The sequence below is a fragment of the Acidithrix sp. C25 genome, from assembly GCF_904848545.2.
The window spans coordinates 867,191-887,014 of the sequence record NZ_CAJHCI020000007.1 but is presented as its reverse complement, the minus strand read 5'-3'; the positions used below and the strand labels follow the sequence as shown (position 1 = coordinate 887,014).

Annotated in this window: 15 protein-coding genes; 1 reads left to right on the top strand and 14 read right to left on the bottom strand. The window is 46.5% G+C overall.

Annotated elements, in window-relative coordinates:
- The 5 genes from ACIDITHRIX25_RS85315 to ACIDITHRIX25_RS85295 form a co-directional block, all read right to left on the bottom strand.
- On the bottom strand, positions 1-763 hold a 763-nt coding region (locus ACIDITHRIX25_RS85315), incomplete at its 3' end, for an ABC transporter substrate-binding protein (protein WP_213333490.1).
- A 375-nt stretch (positions 764-1,138) separates the two neighbouring features.
- Positions 1,139-2,251: a branched-chain amino acid ABC transporter permease gene (locus ACIDITHRIX25_RS85310; RefSeq protein WP_201732136.1), complete on the bottom strand. Its 1,113-nt coding sequence runs from the start codon at positions 2,249-2,251 to the stop codon at positions 1,139-1,141.
- On the bottom strand, positions 2,251-3,129 hold the full coding sequence (locus ACIDITHRIX25_RS85305) for a branched-chain amino acid ABC transporter permease (protein WP_052605041.1): 879 nt from the start codon (positions 3,127-3,129) through the stop codon (positions 2,251-2,253). Before ACIDITHRIX25_RS85305 ends, ACIDITHRIX25_RS85310 begins: the two co-directional genes overlap by 1 nt.
- Before the next feature lie 48 nt (positions 3,130-3,177).
- A complete protein-coding gene (locus ACIDITHRIX25_RS85300; protein ID WP_201732135.1) occupies positions 3,178-3,882 on the bottom strand; it encodes an ABC transporter ATP-binding protein in 705 nt (234 codons plus the stop codon).
- 49 nt (positions 3,883-3,931) lie between these two features.
- Complete coding sequence (locus ACIDITHRIX25_RS85295; protein ID WP_201732134.1) at positions 3,932-4,702, bottom strand: ABC transporter ATP-binding protein; 771 nt, start codon at positions 4,700-4,702, stop codon at positions 3,932-3,934.
- A 512-nt stretch (positions 4,703-5,214) separates the two neighbouring features.
- Here ACIDITHRIX25_RS85295 and ACIDITHRIX25_RS85290 point away from each other — a divergent pair.
- Positions 5,215-6,117, top strand: a complete 903-nt coding sequence (locus ACIDITHRIX25_RS85290) for a DMT family transporter (protein ID WP_201732133.1) — start codon at positions 5,215-5,217, stop codon at positions 6,115-6,117.
- A gap of 1,016 nt (positions 6,118-7,133) precedes the next feature.
- Here the strand turns inward: ACIDITHRIX25_RS85290 and ACIDITHRIX25_RS85285 are convergent.
- The 9 genes from ACIDITHRIX25_RS85285 to ACIDITHRIX25_RS85245 all read right to left on the bottom strand — a co-directional run bounded on the left by ACIDITHRIX25_RS85285 (position 7,134) and on the right by ACIDITHRIX25_RS85245 (position 19,549).
- Positions 7,134-10,394: an error-prone DNA polymerase gene (locus ACIDITHRIX25_RS85285; protein ID WP_249685830.1), complete on the bottom strand. Its 3,261-nt coding sequence runs from the start codon at positions 10,392-10,394 to the stop codon at positions 7,134-7,136.
- A gap of 126 nt (positions 10,395-10,520) precedes the next feature.
- The gene (locus ACIDITHRIX25_RS85280) at positions 10,521-12,254 is read right to left on the bottom strand and encodes a DNA polymerase Y family protein (protein ID WP_201732132.1); all 1,734 of its coding nucleotides are present in this window, start codon (positions 12,252-12,254) and stop codon (positions 10,521-10,523) included.
- The gene (imuA', locus tag ACIDITHRIX25_RS85275; protein ID WP_201732131.1) at positions 12,215-12,835 is read right to left on the bottom strand and encodes a DnaE2-dependent mutagenesis accessory factor ImuA'; all 621 of its coding nucleotides are present in this window, start codon (positions 12,833-12,835) and stop codon (positions 12,215-12,217) included. Before imuA' ends, ACIDITHRIX25_RS85280 begins: the two co-directional genes overlap by 40 nt.
- Positions 12,836-12,956: 121 nt before the next feature.
- On the bottom strand, positions 12,957-13,415 hold the full coding sequence (locus ACIDITHRIX25_RS85270; protein WP_052605047.1) for a peroxiredoxin: 459 nt from the start codon (positions 13,413-13,415) through the stop codon (positions 12,957-12,959).
- 229 nt (positions 13,416-13,644) lie between these two features.
- Positions 13,645-13,995, bottom strand: a complete 351-nt coding sequence (locus tag ACIDITHRIX25_RS85265; RefSeq protein ID WP_283770456.1) for a class I SAM-dependent methyltransferase — start codon at positions 13,993-13,995, stop codon at positions 13,645-13,647.
- Positions 13,996-14,558: 563 nt separating this feature from the next.
- A complete protein-coding gene (locus ACIDITHRIX25_RS85260; protein WP_201732129.1) occupies positions 14,559-16,142 on the bottom strand; it encodes an ABC transporter ATP-binding protein in 1,584 nt (527 codons plus the stop codon).
- A gap of 17 nt (positions 16,143-16,159) precedes the next feature.
- On the bottom strand, positions 16,160-18,193 hold the full coding sequence (locus tag ACIDITHRIX25_RS85255) for an ABC transporter ATP-binding protein (RefSeq protein ID WP_201732128.1): 2,034 nt from the start codon (positions 18,191-18,193) through the stop codon (positions 16,160-16,162).
- Between the two features lie 77 nt (positions 18,194-18,270).
- Entirely contained in the window at positions 18,271-18,513 is a 243-nt protein-coding gene (locus tag ACIDITHRIX25_RS85250) for a hypothetical protein (RefSeq protein WP_052605050.1), read from the bottom strand.
- A 73-nt stretch (positions 18,514-18,586) separates the two neighbouring features.
- Positions 18,587-19,549: an aldo/keto reductase gene (locus tag ACIDITHRIX25_RS85245; protein WP_201732127.1), complete on the bottom strand. Its 963-nt coding sequence runs from the start codon at positions 19,547-19,549 to the stop codon at positions 18,587-18,589.
- Between the last annotated feature and the right edge of the window lie 275 nt (positions 19,550-19,824).

Sequence of the window (19,824 nt, the reverse complement as noted above, 5' to 3'; positions counted from 1 at the left end):
GGGCACCTGCCGCATGAAGTGAGGCAACCTGCGTTCCAAGGCCATTAGCAAGAGTAGTTGGGTCATACGGTTGAGCCGAGACGATCTGTCCTGAGGTCAATATCTGCTTGAGGCCGATCAATCCACCGCCACCGAAATCATCATTTTGATAGAGGACACCGATCTTCATTCCGGGATACTTGCTCTTGATATAGGTTCCTAAGATCTTGCCTTCAATTATGTAATCAGGCTCAAATCCATAGGTATAAGGGTGGATCTTAGGCTGATTCCAACAATCACAACCCGAAGAAACAAAGATATCCGGAATCTTATTGGTATTCAAAAAGTTGACGACTGCTTGGTGAGTTGGCGTACCCAAACCGCCCAAAATACCAAACACATTATCCTGTAAGACAAGCTTTTGTACCACCTGAACAGTCTGAGCCGGATTATACGCATCATCTTCGTACTTTAGGGTAATACTTCGCCCGTATACCCCACCATGGGCGTTGAGATAGTCAAAAAATGCCTGTATTGCTGGCGCTATCTCGGAATAACCCGGTGCTGCTGGTCCAGTCAATGGCTGGTGCGATCCAAACAAAATGCTTGTAGCAGTAATCCCAGGAGCAGATGCAGTGTTTTTTGTTGCCCCTGGAGTCGAACTCGACCCAGAAGATCCGGACGAAGTTGTCGAACTACCACAGGCTGCTGCTAGCAAACTTAATGAAGCAGCCGCTGCCAAGATACGAAAGCGTTTCGTCAACGATGAACGCTTATTCCCCATTTATTTCCCCCTAATTATCAACGACGAATACTGACCATTCATGGCTTCGGGCACCCCGCCCGAACCAAAATCAATAGTTGTCTGATGTGATTCACTAAGACTAGACAATCCGCGGACGAAATGTTGGTCAATTCACAGTTTTAGGAGATAAAAATAGAGATCGATAAGAAAATTATTCGAATAAGATGGCCGATCCCGTATCAGATAAAAACCTTAAAAATTAAAAGCCGACCTCAAGGCACAAAAACTCCGACTTGGGATGATCTATAGTCAAATAATAAAGATATCCATCTGATCGCCGCCATCGAATTATGGAGCTTCAAAGCGTAATCATGGGATAAAAATGATGAAAGTCAGCCAGAAGGCTCAATAGTCTCACTTAGATAATTTGCCTTGTCGTCTCAACACAAGCTTTGAAAATCCACTTCTCAAAAGACCCTGTATCCCCATTGGAGCCAACAAGATAATCACGATCAAAAGTACTCCATATAAGCCCAAGGATAGATTCGCCGCGATTCCCTGGTTCAGGTTCAATTTCTCTGTAGCCGTGGTGGCCCACTGTGGTACGTAGACCATTATGAATGCGCCCCAAATCGGACCTGCTATGGTTCCAGTTCCCCCGATTACCATTCCAGCCAAAAGAGATATTGAAAGGGTAAGGGTAAATGCGCCCGGAGAGACATTCGACGAGACCAAAGCCAACAATGCGCCGCCCAAACCAGCAGCCCCAGCGGAGACAGCAAAGGCGAAGACTTGGGTCTTTTGAACTGAAATTCCCGAAATTCGACTTGCAATTTCGTCATCCCTCACAGCCCTCATATTGCGCCCCGTCTTGGAGCGTATGAGGTTTGCAAATATGATGATACCAATTACGATACAAATCATATCAATAACAGCTAGATATTGCTGAGCAGAAAAGGTTGCGCCCAAAAAGGCAGGTGGAGATGGTTGTGTAATTTGAAGCCCCTGATAACCACCAAAAAGAGATCGATATCGAGTCGCTATATCGGGTAATCCCAACGCCAAAGCGAGGGTAGTGCCTGCCAAATAGGGTCCCCTCAGTCGAGCAGCCACCAATCCCAACAAAGAACCAAAGATAAAGGTCACCAGCGTCGCCAAGATCAAAAGAACCGCTAATGGTAATTTGGTATGAAGTTGAAAAAGGGCAAAGGTCCAAGCTCCGATCGCCATTAAGGCTCCATGTCCAATGGAGATCTGACCATTCTGGCCAACCAAAAGAGACAGACCCAAAAGCGCCAATATATAGGGCCCCACCTCAGCAAGTTGATAGTTGCGATAGAGGCTTAAGTGACCGCTTATTACAAAAAACAAGGCAATTGCGACAATTCCTATTCCGCAATTACGAATAAGTGGCAATCTCCATAAGGGCAACTTGATCTTCTCTGACGCAGCTTGATCCAATTGCTTTGGTGGAATCTCTGAGACGAGATTCTCATTTGATTCACCTGAAATCGTTGACTCCTCCATTAGACCCTCCGTTCCGAAATTGAAGAAAAGAGTCCTTGTGGCCGGGCCATCAGTACTACCACCAGAATCAAAAATGCACCCGGATTCTCTAGGTCCGAACCCAGATAGCCGCCTATTAGCGAGAGTGATACTCCCATTATCAACCCTCCAACAAGAGCGCCTACCGGCGAATCAAGTCCACCTATGATTGCAGCTGTAAAGGCAAAAACTAAAACTGCATCCATATTGTTTGGAAATAGAAAGACACGCGGGGCTGCGAGCATTCCTGCAACGGCACCGCCAGCACCGGCCAACGCCCACCCTAACGTCAACATCCTTCCAACCCTAACCCCTAAGAGTCGTGCCACCTCGGGAGCAAAAGCCGAAGCCCGCATCATCATTCCAAGTTTGGTATAGCGAAACAAAAAGACTAAAGCACCAAGCAAGACCAAGACAACAACCAATATGAATATGTCAAAGGGTGAAATACCTAATCTTGATTTCCCAATTTTGATTCCTATCAAAGAAAAATGGGATGGAAAGTTTCTGAGAGTTGCCCCCCAGATGACGCCGGCCATCGCTTCAAGGGTGATAAGTACGCCAACTGCAACGATCACAGCATTAAGGGGCGATTTCGATTCAACCCTCCTCATCAAAAAGCGCTCAATCAGTGCCCCGGCTATAAAACCAAAGATTACCGCGATCAAAAATGCCAGATAGTAAGGCACACCCCGATCTATGAGGGAGACAGCCACATAGGTAGAGAACATAGCCAATGCGGCTTGTGAAAAATTAATCACTCTGGTGGACCGAAAGATCAAAACGATACATATCGCCACAACTGAATAGATCAAGCCATTGCTCAAACCAATCAGCACAAAGTTACCAAGGTTACTCAATCTTCCCCCAAATCAAATTCCATCGTCAAAAAGTCTCCCATTGGGCACCTAAAAACCTAAATAGTGATGACGCAAAGCGGCATCTTCCTTGATAGCAGAGGCCTTGTCTGATACGACCACCTCGCCCAAAGAGAGCACCACAGCTTCGTCAGCGACCGATAAGGCACTTCTCGCATTTTGCTCAACTAGTAAGACTGCAAGGCCCTGATCGTCACATAGCTTTCGAAGAAGTGACATTATCCCAGCAGTAACCAATGGAGCCAGCCCTAAGGATGGTTCATCCAAAAGAAGAGCTTTTGGCTCAGACATCAATGCTCGTCCTACGGCAAGCATCTGTCTCTCACCTCCAGAAAGGGTAAAGGCTGCCTTAGTGGATCGCGGAAGCAGTGGTGGAAATAGTTCATAGACCCAATTCAATTTGGATTTAATGTCAAAATCCTTCTTCCAAATTGCTCCCAAGCGAAGGTTTTCATCCACCGTCATCTCCTGAACAACGCCACGCCCTTCGGGAACGTGTGAGATTCCCATTCGAGCTATGTCTTCTGGGTTCTTGTTCTCGAAGTGCAATCCGTCTATGGAAGCACTTCCATCAATTGCCTTTACCAATCCAGATAGCGTACGAAGCAACGTCGTTTTACCAGCACCATTAGCTCCAAGGACCGCCGTGATCTTAGATCGATCGACCGACATGGTAACTCCGCGTAGCGCCCTCACCGGGCCATAACTCGCGGAAAGCCCTTCAACTATGAGCAACTTTTTCTCCCCCTGTAAAAAGTAAACTTCTAACCATTAATCGAAGGTGTCAAATAGTAACATCTTCCCCAAGGTAAGCTTGGGTTACTATTGGATTTACCCTAATTTCGCTGGGATTCCCGTTCGCTATCACCCGTCCGAAGTCCAAGACTGTGATTGTCGAACATACCCGCATGACCAAATCCATATGATGCTCGACTAGCAAAACACCCAAATTCTTGGAGAGACCTAGGATTAAATCACCGAGCTCGTCCATCTCAACGTTGGAAAGACCAGAAGCTGGTTCATCAAGAAGGATAAACTTCGGAGATAGAACTAGTGCTCGAGCTAGAGCAACCTTCTTTTGGATGGCATAGGGTAACGACGGAGGAAGGCGTTTAGCAAAAGAGGAAAGACCCAAATCTTCAATCACCGAAAGCGCCAAATCCTTGATTCGAGCCTCCTCGGTGACAGTCGTTCCTACTCCCAATAGGGAGCGAAATGGCCCCACTTTGGTCAGCGACGTCGCGCCAATCATCACATTTTCAAGCACTGTCATTCGAGAGAAGAGGCCAAGACCTTGCAAGGTCCGAGAGACTCCCATCTTTGAAAGCTGCTCTGGTCGTAGCGTCTTGACTTCATTCCCAAAGTAGGTCAACTTTCCCGATGACGGCTTTACGAATCCGCACAAGACATTAAAGAGTGTCGTTTTCCCCGCCCCGTTTGGGCCAATAACTCCATGAACCTCACCCAAATTAGCATTTAGCGAAACTCGATCCAAGGCAACCAGACCGCCAAATCGAACTGTAACCTCGTCCGCGATCAATCTCGAATTTTCCATAACAGAGTTTGACATCATCCAAGGTCGATATCTGCGAATTTGTAACATTTATCGCCCAATTCTTTCCGCCTAACCGAGCCATACCCCACCAATAAGCCGTTAGGGAAACGAATAACTCACTAATGACCATATATTTATTCTTCCAACAAACAATGGATTATTTTGTCGCTATAAATGACAGATCACCTCAAGGTAAAACAATAAGCTTTACTGGGGGTTCCGCAAGAGATTCTGCCCTGTGGGAATGAGAGCTATTTGACAAATAATGTCAAATGCTTTGAGAGCAGCCAGCAGGATTCCATACGAGCGGGGTCGGCAAATTCCAAAGCTCGCAAAGGCAAACTTTTAATAGTTAATTAAGCACGCCATATCACTCAATTTGGGATAGATCGCCTTAAATCGGGAAGATCATTTGATTCATCGAATCAACCAACTTCCTTTTGAAGCTTGATGGGAGACCCAAAAAGTCAACCCTTTAAAAGCTGCAACACAAAGAATAGGAACCGCCAAAGATGAATGTTAAGCACGCCACCACCAAAAACTCACCAGGTGGAGTTCTCGCAGCATCATATGCAGTCGCTGTATGGGGTTACGGCAACGTTCTAGCAAGAATGATTCCAATCTCCGGACCTCTGTTATCGGTCCTTAGAATGAGCCTTGGAGCCATAATTGCCATCGCAATGGCTTATTTAACCCGCCGAAAACTTACCGTTAGAATCCTAAAGCTGGGCCTCTGGGGAGGTGTGGCATTCGGCCTAAACAGCCTCTTTTTCTTCAGCGCGGTAAAGTACACCTCACCGACCACAGCAACAGTCATCGGCGCGCTGCAGCCTGCCCTCTTGATGACGGTATCTGGAAGACTCTTCGGAGAAAAAGTCACCACCAAAACGATATTCGGTTCCATTGTCGCCATAGCAGCCACAGCACTTGTCGTCTTTGGCGCCCCTAGGTCGGGACACGACTCACTCTTTGGAGACTTCCTTGCCCTATTGGCTCTAGTAACCTATGCACTTTACTTTATATTTTCCAAACAAGCCCGCCTCAAAATAGATACCATTGAATACCAAGCAGGCATGCAAATCTCCGCTGCGTTGGTAGTCCTTCCATTTGGCATCTTTCTGGGCGGTGCCAGCTCAATCACAATACACAGCCTATATTTGGTTGCAATTCTTACGATCATTCCAGGTAGTGGTCACTTCTTCATCAATTGGGCTCACAGCCATTTGGAGCTAACTCTGGCCTCTATTCTTACCCTTGGCACTCCGATTGTGACAATGATATTTGCTTGGATATTACTTGGAGATAAGGTAAATCTCAACCAAATCATCGGCACCACAATTGCGATAGGCGCATTAGTTTTTGTCGTCGTAGATGGAACTAACCAACAACCAAAAATAGATACATCTTTGAATTAATGGTCGCTATTACCACTGACAGATTTCGTAGTAATAAATTAGCCAGATAGGTAATCTTATCTGAAATATGAAAATCCTAATATGTCTAATATTTCAGGTGGAAACCATGCCTTAACCCTCAATTAAAAATCAATATCTCTTTCTTTGAAAGTTAAACCAACTAGCGCAGAGATCAGCAGCACAAAGATGAATGAAATGAAAGATCAATAAAATGAGGCGCTTTCAATGGAGTCAAAGATGACCGTCAAAGGCGCCATCACCTCGCCAATCACTATATCTTGTCCGCCGAAAGTACCAAACACGAATGAGGCACCGAAGGAAGGTCATAGACCAGATGGATGGTTACAAAGATAGAATAAAAACCTTTGAGAAGTTCGATGTCACCGCCAACCAAAGAGTCGACCTTTTAGCTATTTCGATAGCTCTGAGATAGCTATTAGAGTACTAAAGACCAACACATAAAAGCGATATAGCGCATTTTGGACAATCAAGTCCAGATATTCATACCTACAGTCACCGCTTTCATCGTCTTATAGGTTAGCTATATCTTTTACCAAGTGCCTAGTTCCATCTTCGGTACCGATCAAGTTGATCCTCGATCCATCGTGGCGACCAAAGCACCGAAGTCACTTTATAAAAGCTGAGAATACTTATTCAATATAAATTTATAATTAATCAATTATCTAAGCTAATGACACACTTTATAATTAAAACGGCTAGCAACTTTTTACTTATAAAAATCGGATCAAATCACTAAACGCTATCTCACATAAAAAGTCACATTAAAATGGTTATTTACCTAGCTTAATTATCTAACGAGCAAAACTTAACTTGGATATCAAAGGCATAAGGTACAAAATTAGATTTGAAGTATTTGACGCTAAAGAGATCTAGCAAAATAATCTATATAAAGATCTATCTTAAAGAACAACAGGAAATAGCTAAAAATAACAAGACTTGGGATCTTGTTCACGAACTTAAATTAATATCACCATATCCGTTCGACGTCGAAAGAGCTAGTGAAAATCTCTCGACATTGAACCTATGGAGATATCGAGAGGCTCAATATGCTTAGCCACGATATTTACCACTCCGGAATAGCTCTCCAAAACTCCCTCGATGATCAATGCATTCGAAAGCCTAACTATCTGTCTGTGGCTATCCCATATATCCCTTGCCACCACCACATTCATCAATCCAGTCTCATCTTCAAGGCTGATAAAAGTTACCCCGTTAGCCGTTGCCGGTCGCTGACGATGGGTCACGACTCCTGCGACCTTAATTCGATCTCTATTTCTACGCGCCACTAGCTCACTTGCCAAAGAGACACCAAAACCAGACAATCGATCCCGAAAAAATGCCATTGGATGACTAGTTGGTGTCATTCCAAATGCGGCTAAATCCATGTAGCTCCTATCCTTAGAGGTCATCTCCTTTAGTTTTGGAGCCTCGTCTCCAAGTGTCATTCCGGGCAAACCATTCGAGGCACGCCTAGCCAAAGGCTCTGCTATCCAAATCGCCTGCCTCCTCGTCAAGGTAGCTCCAGCCCCACTTGAGGTAAGTCCCTCGAGGGCCCCTGAGCTAGCTAAAGACTCAAGTTGCGCTCTATCAATTGACGTCTTGATCACAAGATCTTCAATATTTAGATATGGTGCATTCGCAACTATTGAAGATGCCATGGCTTTGCCTACCTTGGCTATCTGACCAATTCCTATTCGTAGATTGGGCCCAATCCGACAACGTTCATGGATGTCAGAGATGTAGCCACCTTCGGATTTCGGCCTCTCATTCCCAGAGGCAACAAAAGAGGGGTCCCTCACGACCGATGGCCCTTCCAAGGTGCATTCAACGCTTGAGAAGTTCACATGTGGACCTAGCACTTCAACACCGTGTCTCTTAGCATCTTCTATAAGAGTCTCTCTTGACCAAAAACCCATTGGCTGAGAATTTATAATCGAGGCTGTAAATGCAGCAGTATAGAAGTACTTGAACCAAGCCGAAGCGTAGACCAGATAGGCAAACGACGCCGAATGACTCTCGGGAAACCCAAAGTTGGCAAAGGCCTCCAATTTCGCAAAGATCTCATCTGCCGTCCTCTCGACGATACCATTTCGAGCCATCCCCTCATAAAAGCGAACTTTGAGTTTTTCCATTCGATCTTTAGATCTCTTGGATCCCATAGCCTGGCGCAACTGGTCTGCTTCAGATGGGGTAAATCCGGCCACATCGATTGCCATCTGCATGAGTTGCTCTTGAAATAGAGGTACCCCAAGAGTCTTAGAGAGAGATTTCTCTAACAATGGATGAAGATAGGTAACCTTCTCTAGACCATTTCGTCGGCGGATATAGGGGTGAACCGAACCACCTTGGATGGGTCCTGGCCTTATCAGAGCCACCTCAACAACAAGATCATAAAAGTGTCTTGGTCTCAGTCGAGGTAGCGTTGCCATCTGTGCCCGACTCTCGACTTGAAAGACTCCTACCGTATCCGCCTGTGAGAGCATCTCGTAGACGACATCTTCTTGGGGAATTAGCGCCAAGTCGCACCTTTGCCCGTAGTAACCAAAGACCGTATCCACCATGCGATGAAGGGCCTCTAGCATGCCCAGACCCAAAAGGTCAAACTTGACCAAACCCGCTATAGCGCAATCATCCTTATCCCATTGGAGTACGGTTCTTCCAGGACGACGAGCCCACTCAACCGGGCATACCTCCACAATTGGCCGATCGCAAATCACCATTCCACCGGTATGAATACCCAAATGTCGCGGAGACCGTTCAATCTCAGTGGCGAACTGCGCAACTCTTGGCGGAAGATCTAAAATCGGCTCCCCTTTTGCATCTCTAACAGCCACCATTTCCGCCAAGGACTTATAGCGGTCCACTTGCTTTGACCAAGTGTTGATCACAGAGGTTGGATAGCCAAAAGCCCTCGCCACATCTCGTATGGCTGAACGCGATCTATAGGTAATTACATTGCTAACTTGGGCGGCACGGTCACGACCGTACTTTTCATAGACATACTGAATAACCTCTTCCCGAGCCTCACTTTCAAAGTCAACGTCGATATCTGGAGGGCCATCTCGCTCTGTTGAAAGAAACCTCTCAAATAGCAACCCCAGCGAGACCGGATCAACATTGGTTATTCCAAGGGCATAGCAAACTGCAGAGTTTGCAGCCGACCCCCTGCCTTGGCAGTAGATATTAGAGGATCTAGCGAATTGTACAATATCCCAAACAATCAAAAAATATCCACCAAATCCCAACCTTTCAATTATTTTAAGTTCGTACTCAAGCTGAGCATAGGCCCCCTTGACCCTCTCGTTATCCTTTGGACCATAGCGTTCGGTCGCCCCTTTCATAGTCAGGCTTCTAAGGTAGTACGTCTGAGACTGACCATGGGGAACCAAAGAATTAGGCAGAGCCGGAGCGAGCAGTGAAAGATCAAATGCGCATTCAAGGCCAATCTCATAGGCCCGAGAGACCAGCTCTGGATATCTACGAAAGCGACGAAGTTGATCCCTCGGAGAACGCAAGTGCGCCATCTGATCCACCGGAAGCCATCCGTCAATTCCATCTAGATTCTTGCCAGCCCTAATAGCAGCGGTAACCGAATGCAATTTAGCGTTCTTAGTACTGGCGTAGTGAACGTTATTGCTAGCAACACAATTCAAGTCAAGGTCTGTGGCGATCTTAACAAATTCATCGTTACGGGCTTGATCTAGGGGATCTCCATGATCCCAACACTCGATAACAAACCTATCTCTACCAAAGATTTCAGAGAGCTCTTTGGCAACTCTTCGAGCAGCCTGGGGACCATTTTCAATCAAAGCGGACGACAAGCCACCCTTGCGACATCCACTAAGTATGACCCAATCCGTATAGTCACAACGAGACAGGTCATCAAGAGAAAGATCAAAGACCCCCTTATTTGAATCTTTTAAATGACCTTTGGAAATCACGCGAGAAAGGCTCGCATAGCCACTGGGGTTTTTAGCCAAGATAACTAGATGTTCACCTTGAGGATCTTCAATATTGTCTCTTGGCTTTGTGGAGTTTATGGTCAACTCAGCCCCAAAAACCGTCTTGAGAGAGGTCCCTCGTGCAGCTCCTGCAAAAGCCACGACGCCATAGAGGCCATTGTGATCAGTTATGGCACAGATCGGAAGTTCCGCATCTATCGCTCGTTCAACTATCTCACTTGGACTTGAAACACCATCCAAAAAACTGAAATTAGAGTGGCAGTGAAGCTCGGCGTATTTTGGGTTATCGTTCACAACTAATATTGTAATCGAACATCTGTTCGATTACAATATTAGTTGTGAACCCGAACGACCAAGGGTCTCTGGGGCAAATACCTCTCGACCTCAAGGGGCCTAAAGAATCGACCAGCCGTAAGATGATCAATCATAGATCGCCTCCAGGTACCATCTAGAGTTTTGAATTATCGCCATCATCGCAACTCCGTCATCAGCCACAACTTGGATTCTTGCTAGCCTTTTAGAGTTTTTGGAGTCCCACCACTTCTCGTTCATCGGCCATGGTCCTATAATCTTTGAGATCTTCTTAGGCCTCTCAAAAAGAGAGTTGATAACTATCTCGTGCGGCTCCGAGGTAAACTCCCCCGATCCGCTAACGCTTACCTTTAGGCCATCAACTCCTAATATCTCCATTGGAACCACAGGGTCAAAGACCAAAGATGGTTCAGGACCTGGGACCTGGCCCGGCCAAGGAGAAGAGCTAATCCTCGATGAATCTTGAGGTTCTTCAAAGAGTTGCAACTGCCACTCAATCAACTTAAACTTATCTCTCGGAGATCTTCCCGAATTGCTCTTCGGAACGGTAATCGAGCCGTCTCCAAGGCGCGCCTTGGCCCTTTCAATCGCCCTCAAGACCTGCTCTTTGGGGTGAAAGGCGCAGGAATAGAGATCCAGCTGTACCGAGGGGTTCGAGGTGACATCTAGGACCTCAACCTCACAATAGACCACCCCTGAACTTGGTGGCTCTCGATTGGTCTTTGAATTAGGCGTAGTCCACGAGTCAAGTTGCCATCGGGACCAACTCAAAAGAAACTGAGTAGATATAGGAATCCCACTGGTCCACACCCTAGAGAAAGTCTCGGCCGACTCCGTCTCAAAGACCACTCTCACCCTTAGCGGATAGAGTCCTCTGTCGTAAAGGGAGGAAAAAAGAAGATCCACATTTGATCTCATGGAAAAGATAATTGTCTCAGCCAAATAGCCCGGAGGATCAAATTCGACTCTAACAGAGTGGCTGGCCTTCACATCCCTCTTTTGAATCCCACTGCCATCTATCCCATTTCCCAGCTCGAACAGTCGTCTACCCATCGAACCAAATCGTTCGATAAGCAAATTGCGAGGAAGCTCCAGTAGGTCGGAGACCTTATCGATGCCAGAGGATCTCATAGTTTCAAAGTCGTGTCCTTGCCCGAAGACCTCTATAGGGAAACCCGATAGAAACTCCTTGGTGAAACCCACCTTGACCACAACGCCAAAGCCAGAGGCGACCTTAGCGCAAAAGAGGCCATCGGCCACGCCGAACAAAAACCAACTACCATAGTCAGAAGTTGACTCCTCTTCTAAGGTGGAATTTGAGAAAGGTCGATCCGGACTCCGCCTCTTTTTGCTGGGATTCGCATAGACCTCAAAGTCAATCTTTCCCAGCGCCTTTGCGAGCTTTTTCAAGAGAGACGCCTCACCACCAAAATACTTTGCCGGTCCCTTTAGGTTGAAGCCACACAGACCAGGAGAAAAGACCTCGACCTCAGGGCAAAACTCCTCTGCGACATTGATCACTCTTTCAAATTGCGAGAGCTCTAAGTCGTAGTCGGAGTCGATCACCAACAACTCCGAGGATTTTTCCAATGTGGCCTCAATGCGATCTTCAACTCTTATGCCAAGAGCCCGTGCAGCCAATGTAACCGCCACTACCCTTTTGTTGTCAACCACAATCGCCTGTTGATCTTGAGAGATCGAACGTGACAGAAAAGGCCAGTTAGGGACAAAGATGACGAGCATTCGTGGAGTATTTACCTGATCTAACTCTTCGAACAGACTCTGACTGGATCCATAACGCCTCATAGTCCAACGACCAGTTGCATCTTGGAAGCGGCCCACTTGTTTGCGCTCACTTCAATCTTCAGCGTTCTAGTTGCAATTGGAGCACTTCCATCGAGTTGCCAACTCGATCCTTTGGCCAATAAGGAAAAGTCACAACTACCCGGCCAGGTCGCCCCTTTTTTTCCAAGGGTAGAAAGATAGATAAGGATCGACTTTGTCTTTCTTGTGCGTTCCGAAAGCTTTCGTGCGCGAGTCGCATCAAGCGGAGAAGATAAAACTACAATATCAAAGCCATCTAACATAATGGCGGCGATCTCAACCGCCTCCGAAGAGGTACACTTCACATTGAGAAGTCTCTTCAAGTCGACGCCATGATCCCTAGCTGCAGCAAAACCAAGATTCGGGCTGCCTACGATAGCAATCCAGTTCCCCATAGAGCTAGGTCTTGCCAGAAGTCCAAATAAGAGTGATGTAATTCCGCTCCCTAATTCACCGCCAAGCACACCAACCGATCCCCGACGCAAAGAAGAGTTAGGTAAGATGTCCCTAAACTTATCCAGAACCTCTATCCGCTGATCGATAGCTAAAGTTGTTGGAGCAACAATTGCCGAAAATTTAGCTAAATCCTGTCTGCCCATAATAAAACTATATCGAACATATGTTCAATATAGTTTGTAAATGGATAGATATCTTTAAAGTTCAGGAATAACTGATCTATAAAAAAGATCGCTCAAAAGTTTTCTGGATCAACCTGCCAACCTACCCGGCTTGTCTGGTCCTAAAGAACTCAAGGGCCTTATCAGCATGAGCATTCATTGCAAACTCAGAGGCAAAGATCTCAAGAACCCTCTGATCTTGACCAATAACGAAGGTGTGCCTCTTGACGGGTATAGGACCAAATCGCCTTTTTACCCCAAATTGCTCAGCTACGACCTGATCGACATCAGATAAAAGCGGGTAATCAAAGTCATGAAGGTTGGAAAACTCCTTTTGTTTGGCAACTTTATCGGCGCTAATCCCAACGCGCTGTGCGCCAGCCCGCTCAAACTCCTCTTTGAGATCGCGAAAATGACAACTCTCGGCGGTGCATCCCTTAGTCATGGCAGCGGGATAAAAAAACAGAACTATTGGACCGCCCTTTAACTTTTCGCTCAAACGAAATAACTGCTCATTCTGGTCATACAGTTCAAAATCTGCCACCAAGTCGCCAACGTTCATATTTCTACTCCTATAAAGTCACCACAGAGACCTACTAGACAACCATCGCAGCGATAACAAAATTTCGAGAGACCCCAGACGAAAACCAAAATTAGATAACCATCTGACCAAAGAAGCCCCAATAACACCCCAAGTCTCACATATGAGTTGGAGAGCTTTGTATAATACAGCCTCCCCGTTCTATCTGAAAATTATGCTATCTCTGAAAATATCGATACCACATTGACTATTAGACCTTCGTCCAGCTAAGGATGTAGCGATAATAAAGCCCTCTTTTGATCTTACAATTCAGTAAAAGATGACCAGCGATCACTTTGATCTCTCGCAGACTCTGACTCGGAACCTTAGTCACCACCTGGATCTCTCGAACTTCCCAGTGAAGTCGACTCATAAGGCGAACGGCCGGAAGAAACAACCCTGATAGCGTCCAATCTCCGATCGACTTATTAGCGCTAAGACCAATCACTATCAATTTGCCCCCGGGACGCAAGAGCAGTTTTACCCGTGAAATCGCTCTCTCAAATTCCATGTGATGAAGGCTAGCAACCATTGTGACCAGGTCATAAGAGTCGTACTCGATATCAATTCCATGAAATCACCCTCGATGACTCTCACATTCTCTAACCCATCAATTCGCACACGGGCTCGCATGATCGCCCAAGAATCAGGGTCGATCCCAACTACAGATCGCGAAAGGAAAGATAGTCGTTCAAGCAAAAGGCCCTCCCCACACCGAAACGTCAAGCACGTCCCCATTCAGGCCATGAGCTACCTCAAGAATGAAGACATGGTAGGCGGTGTTGTGGTTCCAGAACTCCATAGCATAAGTGTAAGTGTGTGGCAAGCTCTCACTGCCATGGCAGAATCTAAGCACCACGAGCTAGCGCATTGGGCAAAACCCATATAGATCTGCTTTCTTTCTTCAATCTAGCAATGAGGTCTGAGGGATAATTGCACAAGTGGATTTAACCCGTTTTGGATTATAAACTCTGTACTTAATGCCAAGTAAGGCAAGGCAATTGCAGTCTGGGTCAAAAAATACCATCCGAAATAGTTGATCTATGAATTGCGCGATTGTCTCCTAGTGGCAGTCGCCCGGGCTATTCCGAGCAAAAATTCAAATTGAAACGAAAGATCACCAAATCATGCAATCCTTGAGGTGCTAGAGTCGTTAGATTCACGCCAAAGAGATGCATAAACGGAATCATTACGCAAGAGTTCATCGTGAGAACCCTCCTCAAGAAGTCGACCATCGCCAATTACAAAGATTCGATCAGCAAGAGCAGCGCTCTGAAGTCGATGTGCTATCAAGATACATGTGCGGCCACTTGCAACCACTCCCATTGCTTGTGTCACCTTGCGTTCGCTAGATAGATCCAAATTGGCGGTAGCTTCATCTAAAATCAAGATCTTCGGTCGAGCCAGATATGCACGAGCTAAAGCGATCAGTTGACGCTGTCCACTAGATAACGCTCTACCTCTCTCGCTCACTTCATAGCTATAACCACCTGGAATCTTATCGATAAAAGAATCGGCCCCTACAGCCGTTGCCGCCTCCTTGATCTCCTCGAATGAAGCCTGAGGACGAGCAAATGAAATATTGGATGCAATGGTCCCAGAAAAGAGAAAAGCCTCTTGGGGCACATAACCTAGATGGGATCTAAAGTCATCTAGATCAAGATCTTTAAGCGGTTGGCCATCTATAAGAATTCGCCCATCAGTTGGATCATAAAGCCGGGCGATCAACTTCACAATTGTAGACTTTCCTGCTCCTGTCTCACCGACTAGAGCTACGGTATCGCCACCTTTGATGTGCATTGAGATAGCCTCGATAACGTTTCGATCACTTCCGTCATAGGAGAATCCCACATCCTCAAAGACGATCTCGCCACTATCTATCAGCGGCTTTATCGGCGTCAAAGAGGCCGGTGTCGTTGTTGGCATATTCAAGAGTCGATCGACTTGAACCAGAGATACTCTTGCCTGTTGAAATTGGTCAAAGGTCTGAGAAAGCTGCTGAAGTGGCGCAAAAAGTTGATCGATATATAGGGTAAAAGCAATCACAGCGCCAACCGATATCACCTTTGCGTTGACAAGATTCGATCCATACCATAAAACCGAAGTCGAAGCTAAGTCAGAGAGAAAGAGGACAAACGGAAAGTAGATAGCCACTAAGCGCTGCGCCTTTACCCTAGAGTCACGATACCCTTGCGATACCCGATTGAACTCTTTTGCATTTTGAGCTTCGCGGGAAAAGGCCTGGGTCACCCTAACCCCAGAGATCCCCTCTTGAAGATTGGCATTCACCGCAGCTATCTTCTCTCGTGAAACTCTATAAGCTCTCGTTGAGCGACGTTGAAACCAAACTGTAGCTATGGCAAGCGGAATGAGAACATAGAGGGCAGCCAGGGCCAAACGTGGATCGATAACCAACATAACTATCGAGATTGCCACAAAACTGAATAGGTTCACCAAGGCGCCAGTCAAACCGCTCTGTAGCAAATTCGAAAGAGCAACCACGTCGGTAGTCATGCGAGTCAAGATACGGCCGGACATCTCAGATTCGTAAAAGCTAAGCCCCAAACGTTGCAAATGAGAGAAGATCCGCAACCGCAAGCCATAGAGGATTCGCTCGGTAGTGATATTAGAGAGGATGTTCTGCATGTAGACAGCGCCCCAGTCACAAAGGACCACAAAGACATAGAAGATGGAGACAAGAACGATCATCGACAAAGAGCCACCTACTACGCCTTGTCGATACCGGTCTTTATTGCATATGGGCCAGCGAGTGAAAGGATCGTATCAGCCAACAAGAAGGCAAAACTGGCTAGTAGTTTCCAGCGAAATGGCGATATAAAACGCCAAAATGCAAAATGATCAACATCTTTGGTCACTAACTCCTCATCGACATCTGGAGTCATCTCCTCGGCCGGAAGGCTGTTTAGAGCTTGCGCCAACCCCGGAGTTAGGCTAAGTGCAGCATCTCTCGGACCACCACCGCCTCCCCTGCCACCCCGTGCAAGACGAAAACCTTGAGACTGAGCTAACGGAGTTGAAGGTGCTTTGGTCGTTGATCCAGATAAGGTAGTAGTTAACTCTTCATCGCCCTCAGAGATCTCATCGCCCTCAGCAGAGATCAGCTTTCTGTAGATCGCAGATCGATCGATCAACTCGCTATGGCTTCCACTATCTTCCACACGCCCGGAATCAAGGACGACTATCCGCTGAGCGAGGCTCAAAGTAGAACGGCGATGGGCAATAACCAAGACCGTTCTCCCCTTGGCAAATTCACGAAGAGCCTGGTTGATCTCAGCCTCAGTTGTCACATCTACCGAAGAGGTGGCGTCATCCAAAATCAAAATATCAGGATCTGTTATGAGTGCTCTAGCAAGAGCAACTCTCTGGCGTTGACCGCCAGAGAGAGTAATTCCATACTCTCCGACCACAGTGTCAAAGCCATTTGAAAGACCCTCGATAAAAGATAGGGCGCCCGCCCGTTCAGCTGCAATTCGAATCTCCTCCAATGTCGCATCGGGATAGCCGAAGGCAATATTTTTAGCGATCGTATCCGAAAATAAGAAACTCTCTTCAAAGACAACTCCTATCTTTTTTCGCAACTGCGCAATTGAGAGCTCTTTTATATCAACGCCGCCAATAGCGATCGAACCGCGATTTAGGTCATAAAAGCGCGGTAGCAATAGCGCCAAAGTGGATTTTCCCGAACCCGAAAGGCCGACAAAAGCTGTTACAGATCCACCCTCTACCTCTAGGGAGAGACCCTTTAGGACTGGATTTCCAGGTTGATATTCAAAGTAGGCATCACTAAAGGCTATCGTTGCCGGAAGAAGAGGCATCTCGCTTGGAAATTCCGCATCCTTGACAAGCGGATTAGCGTCTAGGAGTTCAAAGATTCGCTCTGCACCCGCCTTTGCCTGCTGCGAAAAGGTTACCAGAACCGAAACCTGTCGAATAGGTGCACCGATCTGAACTATATAGGAAAAAAAGACCAAGAAGGTGCCAATTGTCATCTCATGGTGCAGCCCCAGGTAACCACCGACCAACAAAACCAGCGCCTGTATGAGTCCCGGCAACGAAGAGAGCGAAGATTGGAGTCGAGCCTCAATCTTGTCGACTCTGACCGAGGAGCGAAATAGAGCGAGAGCGGCCCGCGATAGCTCTGCCAAGCGCGCCTTCTCGCGTCCAAACCCCTTTACGACTCGAACGCCACTGATCGACTCTTCTACGACAACCGCGACTTCGCCTTCTTTTACTTGAGCGTCATAGACTGCAGGAAAAACCTTTGCGCGGAGTCTATAGGCGACACTTCCAAGCAAGGGGATAGCACAGAACTCTATCAATCCCAATATCGGAGAGAGATAGAACATCACGCCAAGGCTCACAACGAGCATGAACAGATTTCCAAACATCAAAGGCAAAAAAGATAAAAGACCCTGAATTAGCCCGACATCCGAATTGGCTCTAGATACAAGCTGCCCGCTCTGAAGCTGATCGTGACGGGCAAAGTCAAGGCGTTGCAAGTGAGAAAAGATCCTACTTCGAATGTCATGCTGAACGTCAAAGGCGAGTCGGCCCCCAAAATAACGTCGCAGAAACGAGAGGCCAAATGCTCCAAGTGCCAGAATGATAATACCAATAGCAAGACCGGCAGGACTGTACTTATGTACTACCATCGTAGAGTCGATGATCTGACGCTCCAAAAGCGGTATCACAACTTGAATCAACATGCCCAAAACAGAAGTTACGAGGGCTGTAGTCACTGCAAGACGATGAGAAAATACTATTTTCGCAAGTCGTCTCACCCAATTATTTGATTTAATTCTTGTCTCCGGAGGCATTAATTTTTAGGATTAACCGATTGGCCCACCTCGTCAGAGATATAGTTCGAGACGGCCAACCCAGAAAATCCAAGAACTATTGAGACGATACCAAGGGCGATATGTACAAATCTAAATGTGCGAGAATGATCCTTGTCTCTAACCATATTACGCACTAGCCGTGCCCACACATAAAAAGTCCAACCAGCAGTTATACGAAGGCTCAAGATAGCAGCCTTCTTGGATTTTATCAACTTGGGCATATCTGTACACTTCCTAAAATTTCAATTCAAAACAACTGTTTCAAGGCGACACCATGGACTTTAAACCAAAGATCTAAATACCCAGCCGAGTTCTCAAGGTTCGAAGAATCGGCATCATGGCCGATTGCTCATATTGATAAGATCGCTCATTGAGCTCTTCAATCTCACCATTCTCCAAAACGATCTCTCCGGCGCCAACATTTGCCTCTAGCTGAGAGACACTTGAAGCGCCAGGTATCACAACAACATTCGGGTGTGAAATTATCCAAGCCAATGCAATTTGTGCACTGGATGCACCATATTTGGCACCGATCTTCGCCAAGGCAATGAGAAGTGGCTGCATTCGCTCGATTGCATCGATTCCAAAGTGTTTATTTATGCGACGAATATCGCGTGGACGATTATCAAAACTATATTTCCCCGATAAAATACCTTGCTCTAAGGGAGAATATGCAATCACTAGGTGTTTGGTCGCCTGAGCAAATGGAATAATCTCCTCTTCCGCTCGCCGATGCAAGAGCGAGTAGTGAACTTGATTTGAATATATCGGTCGGCCAAATTTTCTCTCGAGATCTTCCCAGTCATACCTAGAAAAGTTAGATATTCCGAACTTACCCGCTAAATCTCTCGATACCACGCCATCAAGAGCGCGAGATAAAGATGAATTCGAAAATGCTGGATTTCGAAAATGTACCTGATAGAGGTCTATCTTTGACGACTGGAGGCGTTCAGAACTCTTCTTGGCGTGCAGGGCAAAATACTTTTCAGAGGTATAGACCGGCCAAACCTTAGTCGCGACGCAAACGTCCTTGGCTTGTCGTCCTAGAACTCTTCCGATTATTCGCTCAGACTCTCCAAATCCATATAGTTCAGCCGTATCAATTAGGGTGACACCCAATTCAAGCGCGCGCTCTAGTATCGCACGAGCCATCGAGGAGGCGTAATCTGAACCGTAATTCCACTCTCTTGATCCAAATTGCCACGTTCCAAGGCCCACTGCGGAGATCTTTTGATCTCCAAGATCGTAATATTTCACTTAACTAATGCTATTTGAGAATCGAATACACCTAACCAGGAGTTAGGTTGTGGCCAAGCAAAAGAATCCCTCACATAAAAGCAGCGACAAAGACCGCACCTAACCATTCGCCGATAGCACTTCGGGCGCTATCACCGCTCTTAGAAAGGAAATCCCTAGAAGCAACGATTGGCCCTAGGGAAAATCTCACTTCGATAATGTCGAGCTAATCGTTGTCGGTCTAATTCCTTATCGATGGATAGAGACGGAATTAACTCTCATGGATAGTCGAAATA

What these genes read in the sequence shown, in the direction of transcription:
- imuA' (WP_201732131.1), bottom strand. Translation starts at nt 12,835, where the DNA reads ATGGGCAGACAGGATTTAGCTAAATTTTCGGCAATTGTTGCTCCAACA.
- ACIDITHRIX25_RS85290 (WP_201732133.1), top strand. Translation starts at nt 5,215, where the DNA reads ATGAATGTTAAGCACGCCACCACCAAAAACTCACCAGGTGGAGTTCTC.
- ACIDITHRIX25_RS85250 (WP_052605050.1), bottom strand. Translation starts at nt 18,513, where the DNA reads ATGCCCAAGTTGATAAAATCCAAGAAGGCTGCTATCTTGAGCCTTCGT.
- ACIDITHRIX25_RS85260 (WP_201732129.1), bottom strand. Translation starts at nt 16,142, where the DNA reads ATGATCGTTCTTGTCTCCATCTTCTATGTCTTTGTGGTCCTTTGTGAC.
- ACIDITHRIX25_RS85310 (WP_201732136.1), bottom strand. Translation starts at nt 2,251, where the DNA reads ATGGAGGAGTCAACGATTTCAGGTGAATCAAATGAGAATCTCGTCTCA.
- ACIDITHRIX25_RS85270 (WP_052605047.1), bottom strand. Translation starts at nt 13,415, where the DNA reads ATGAACGTTGGCGACTTGGTGGCAGATTTTGAACTGTATGACCAGAAT.
- ACIDITHRIX25_RS85295 (WP_201732134.1), bottom strand. Translation starts at nt 4,702, where the DNA reads ATGGAAAATTCGAGATTGATCGCGGACGAGGTTACAGTTCGATTTGGC.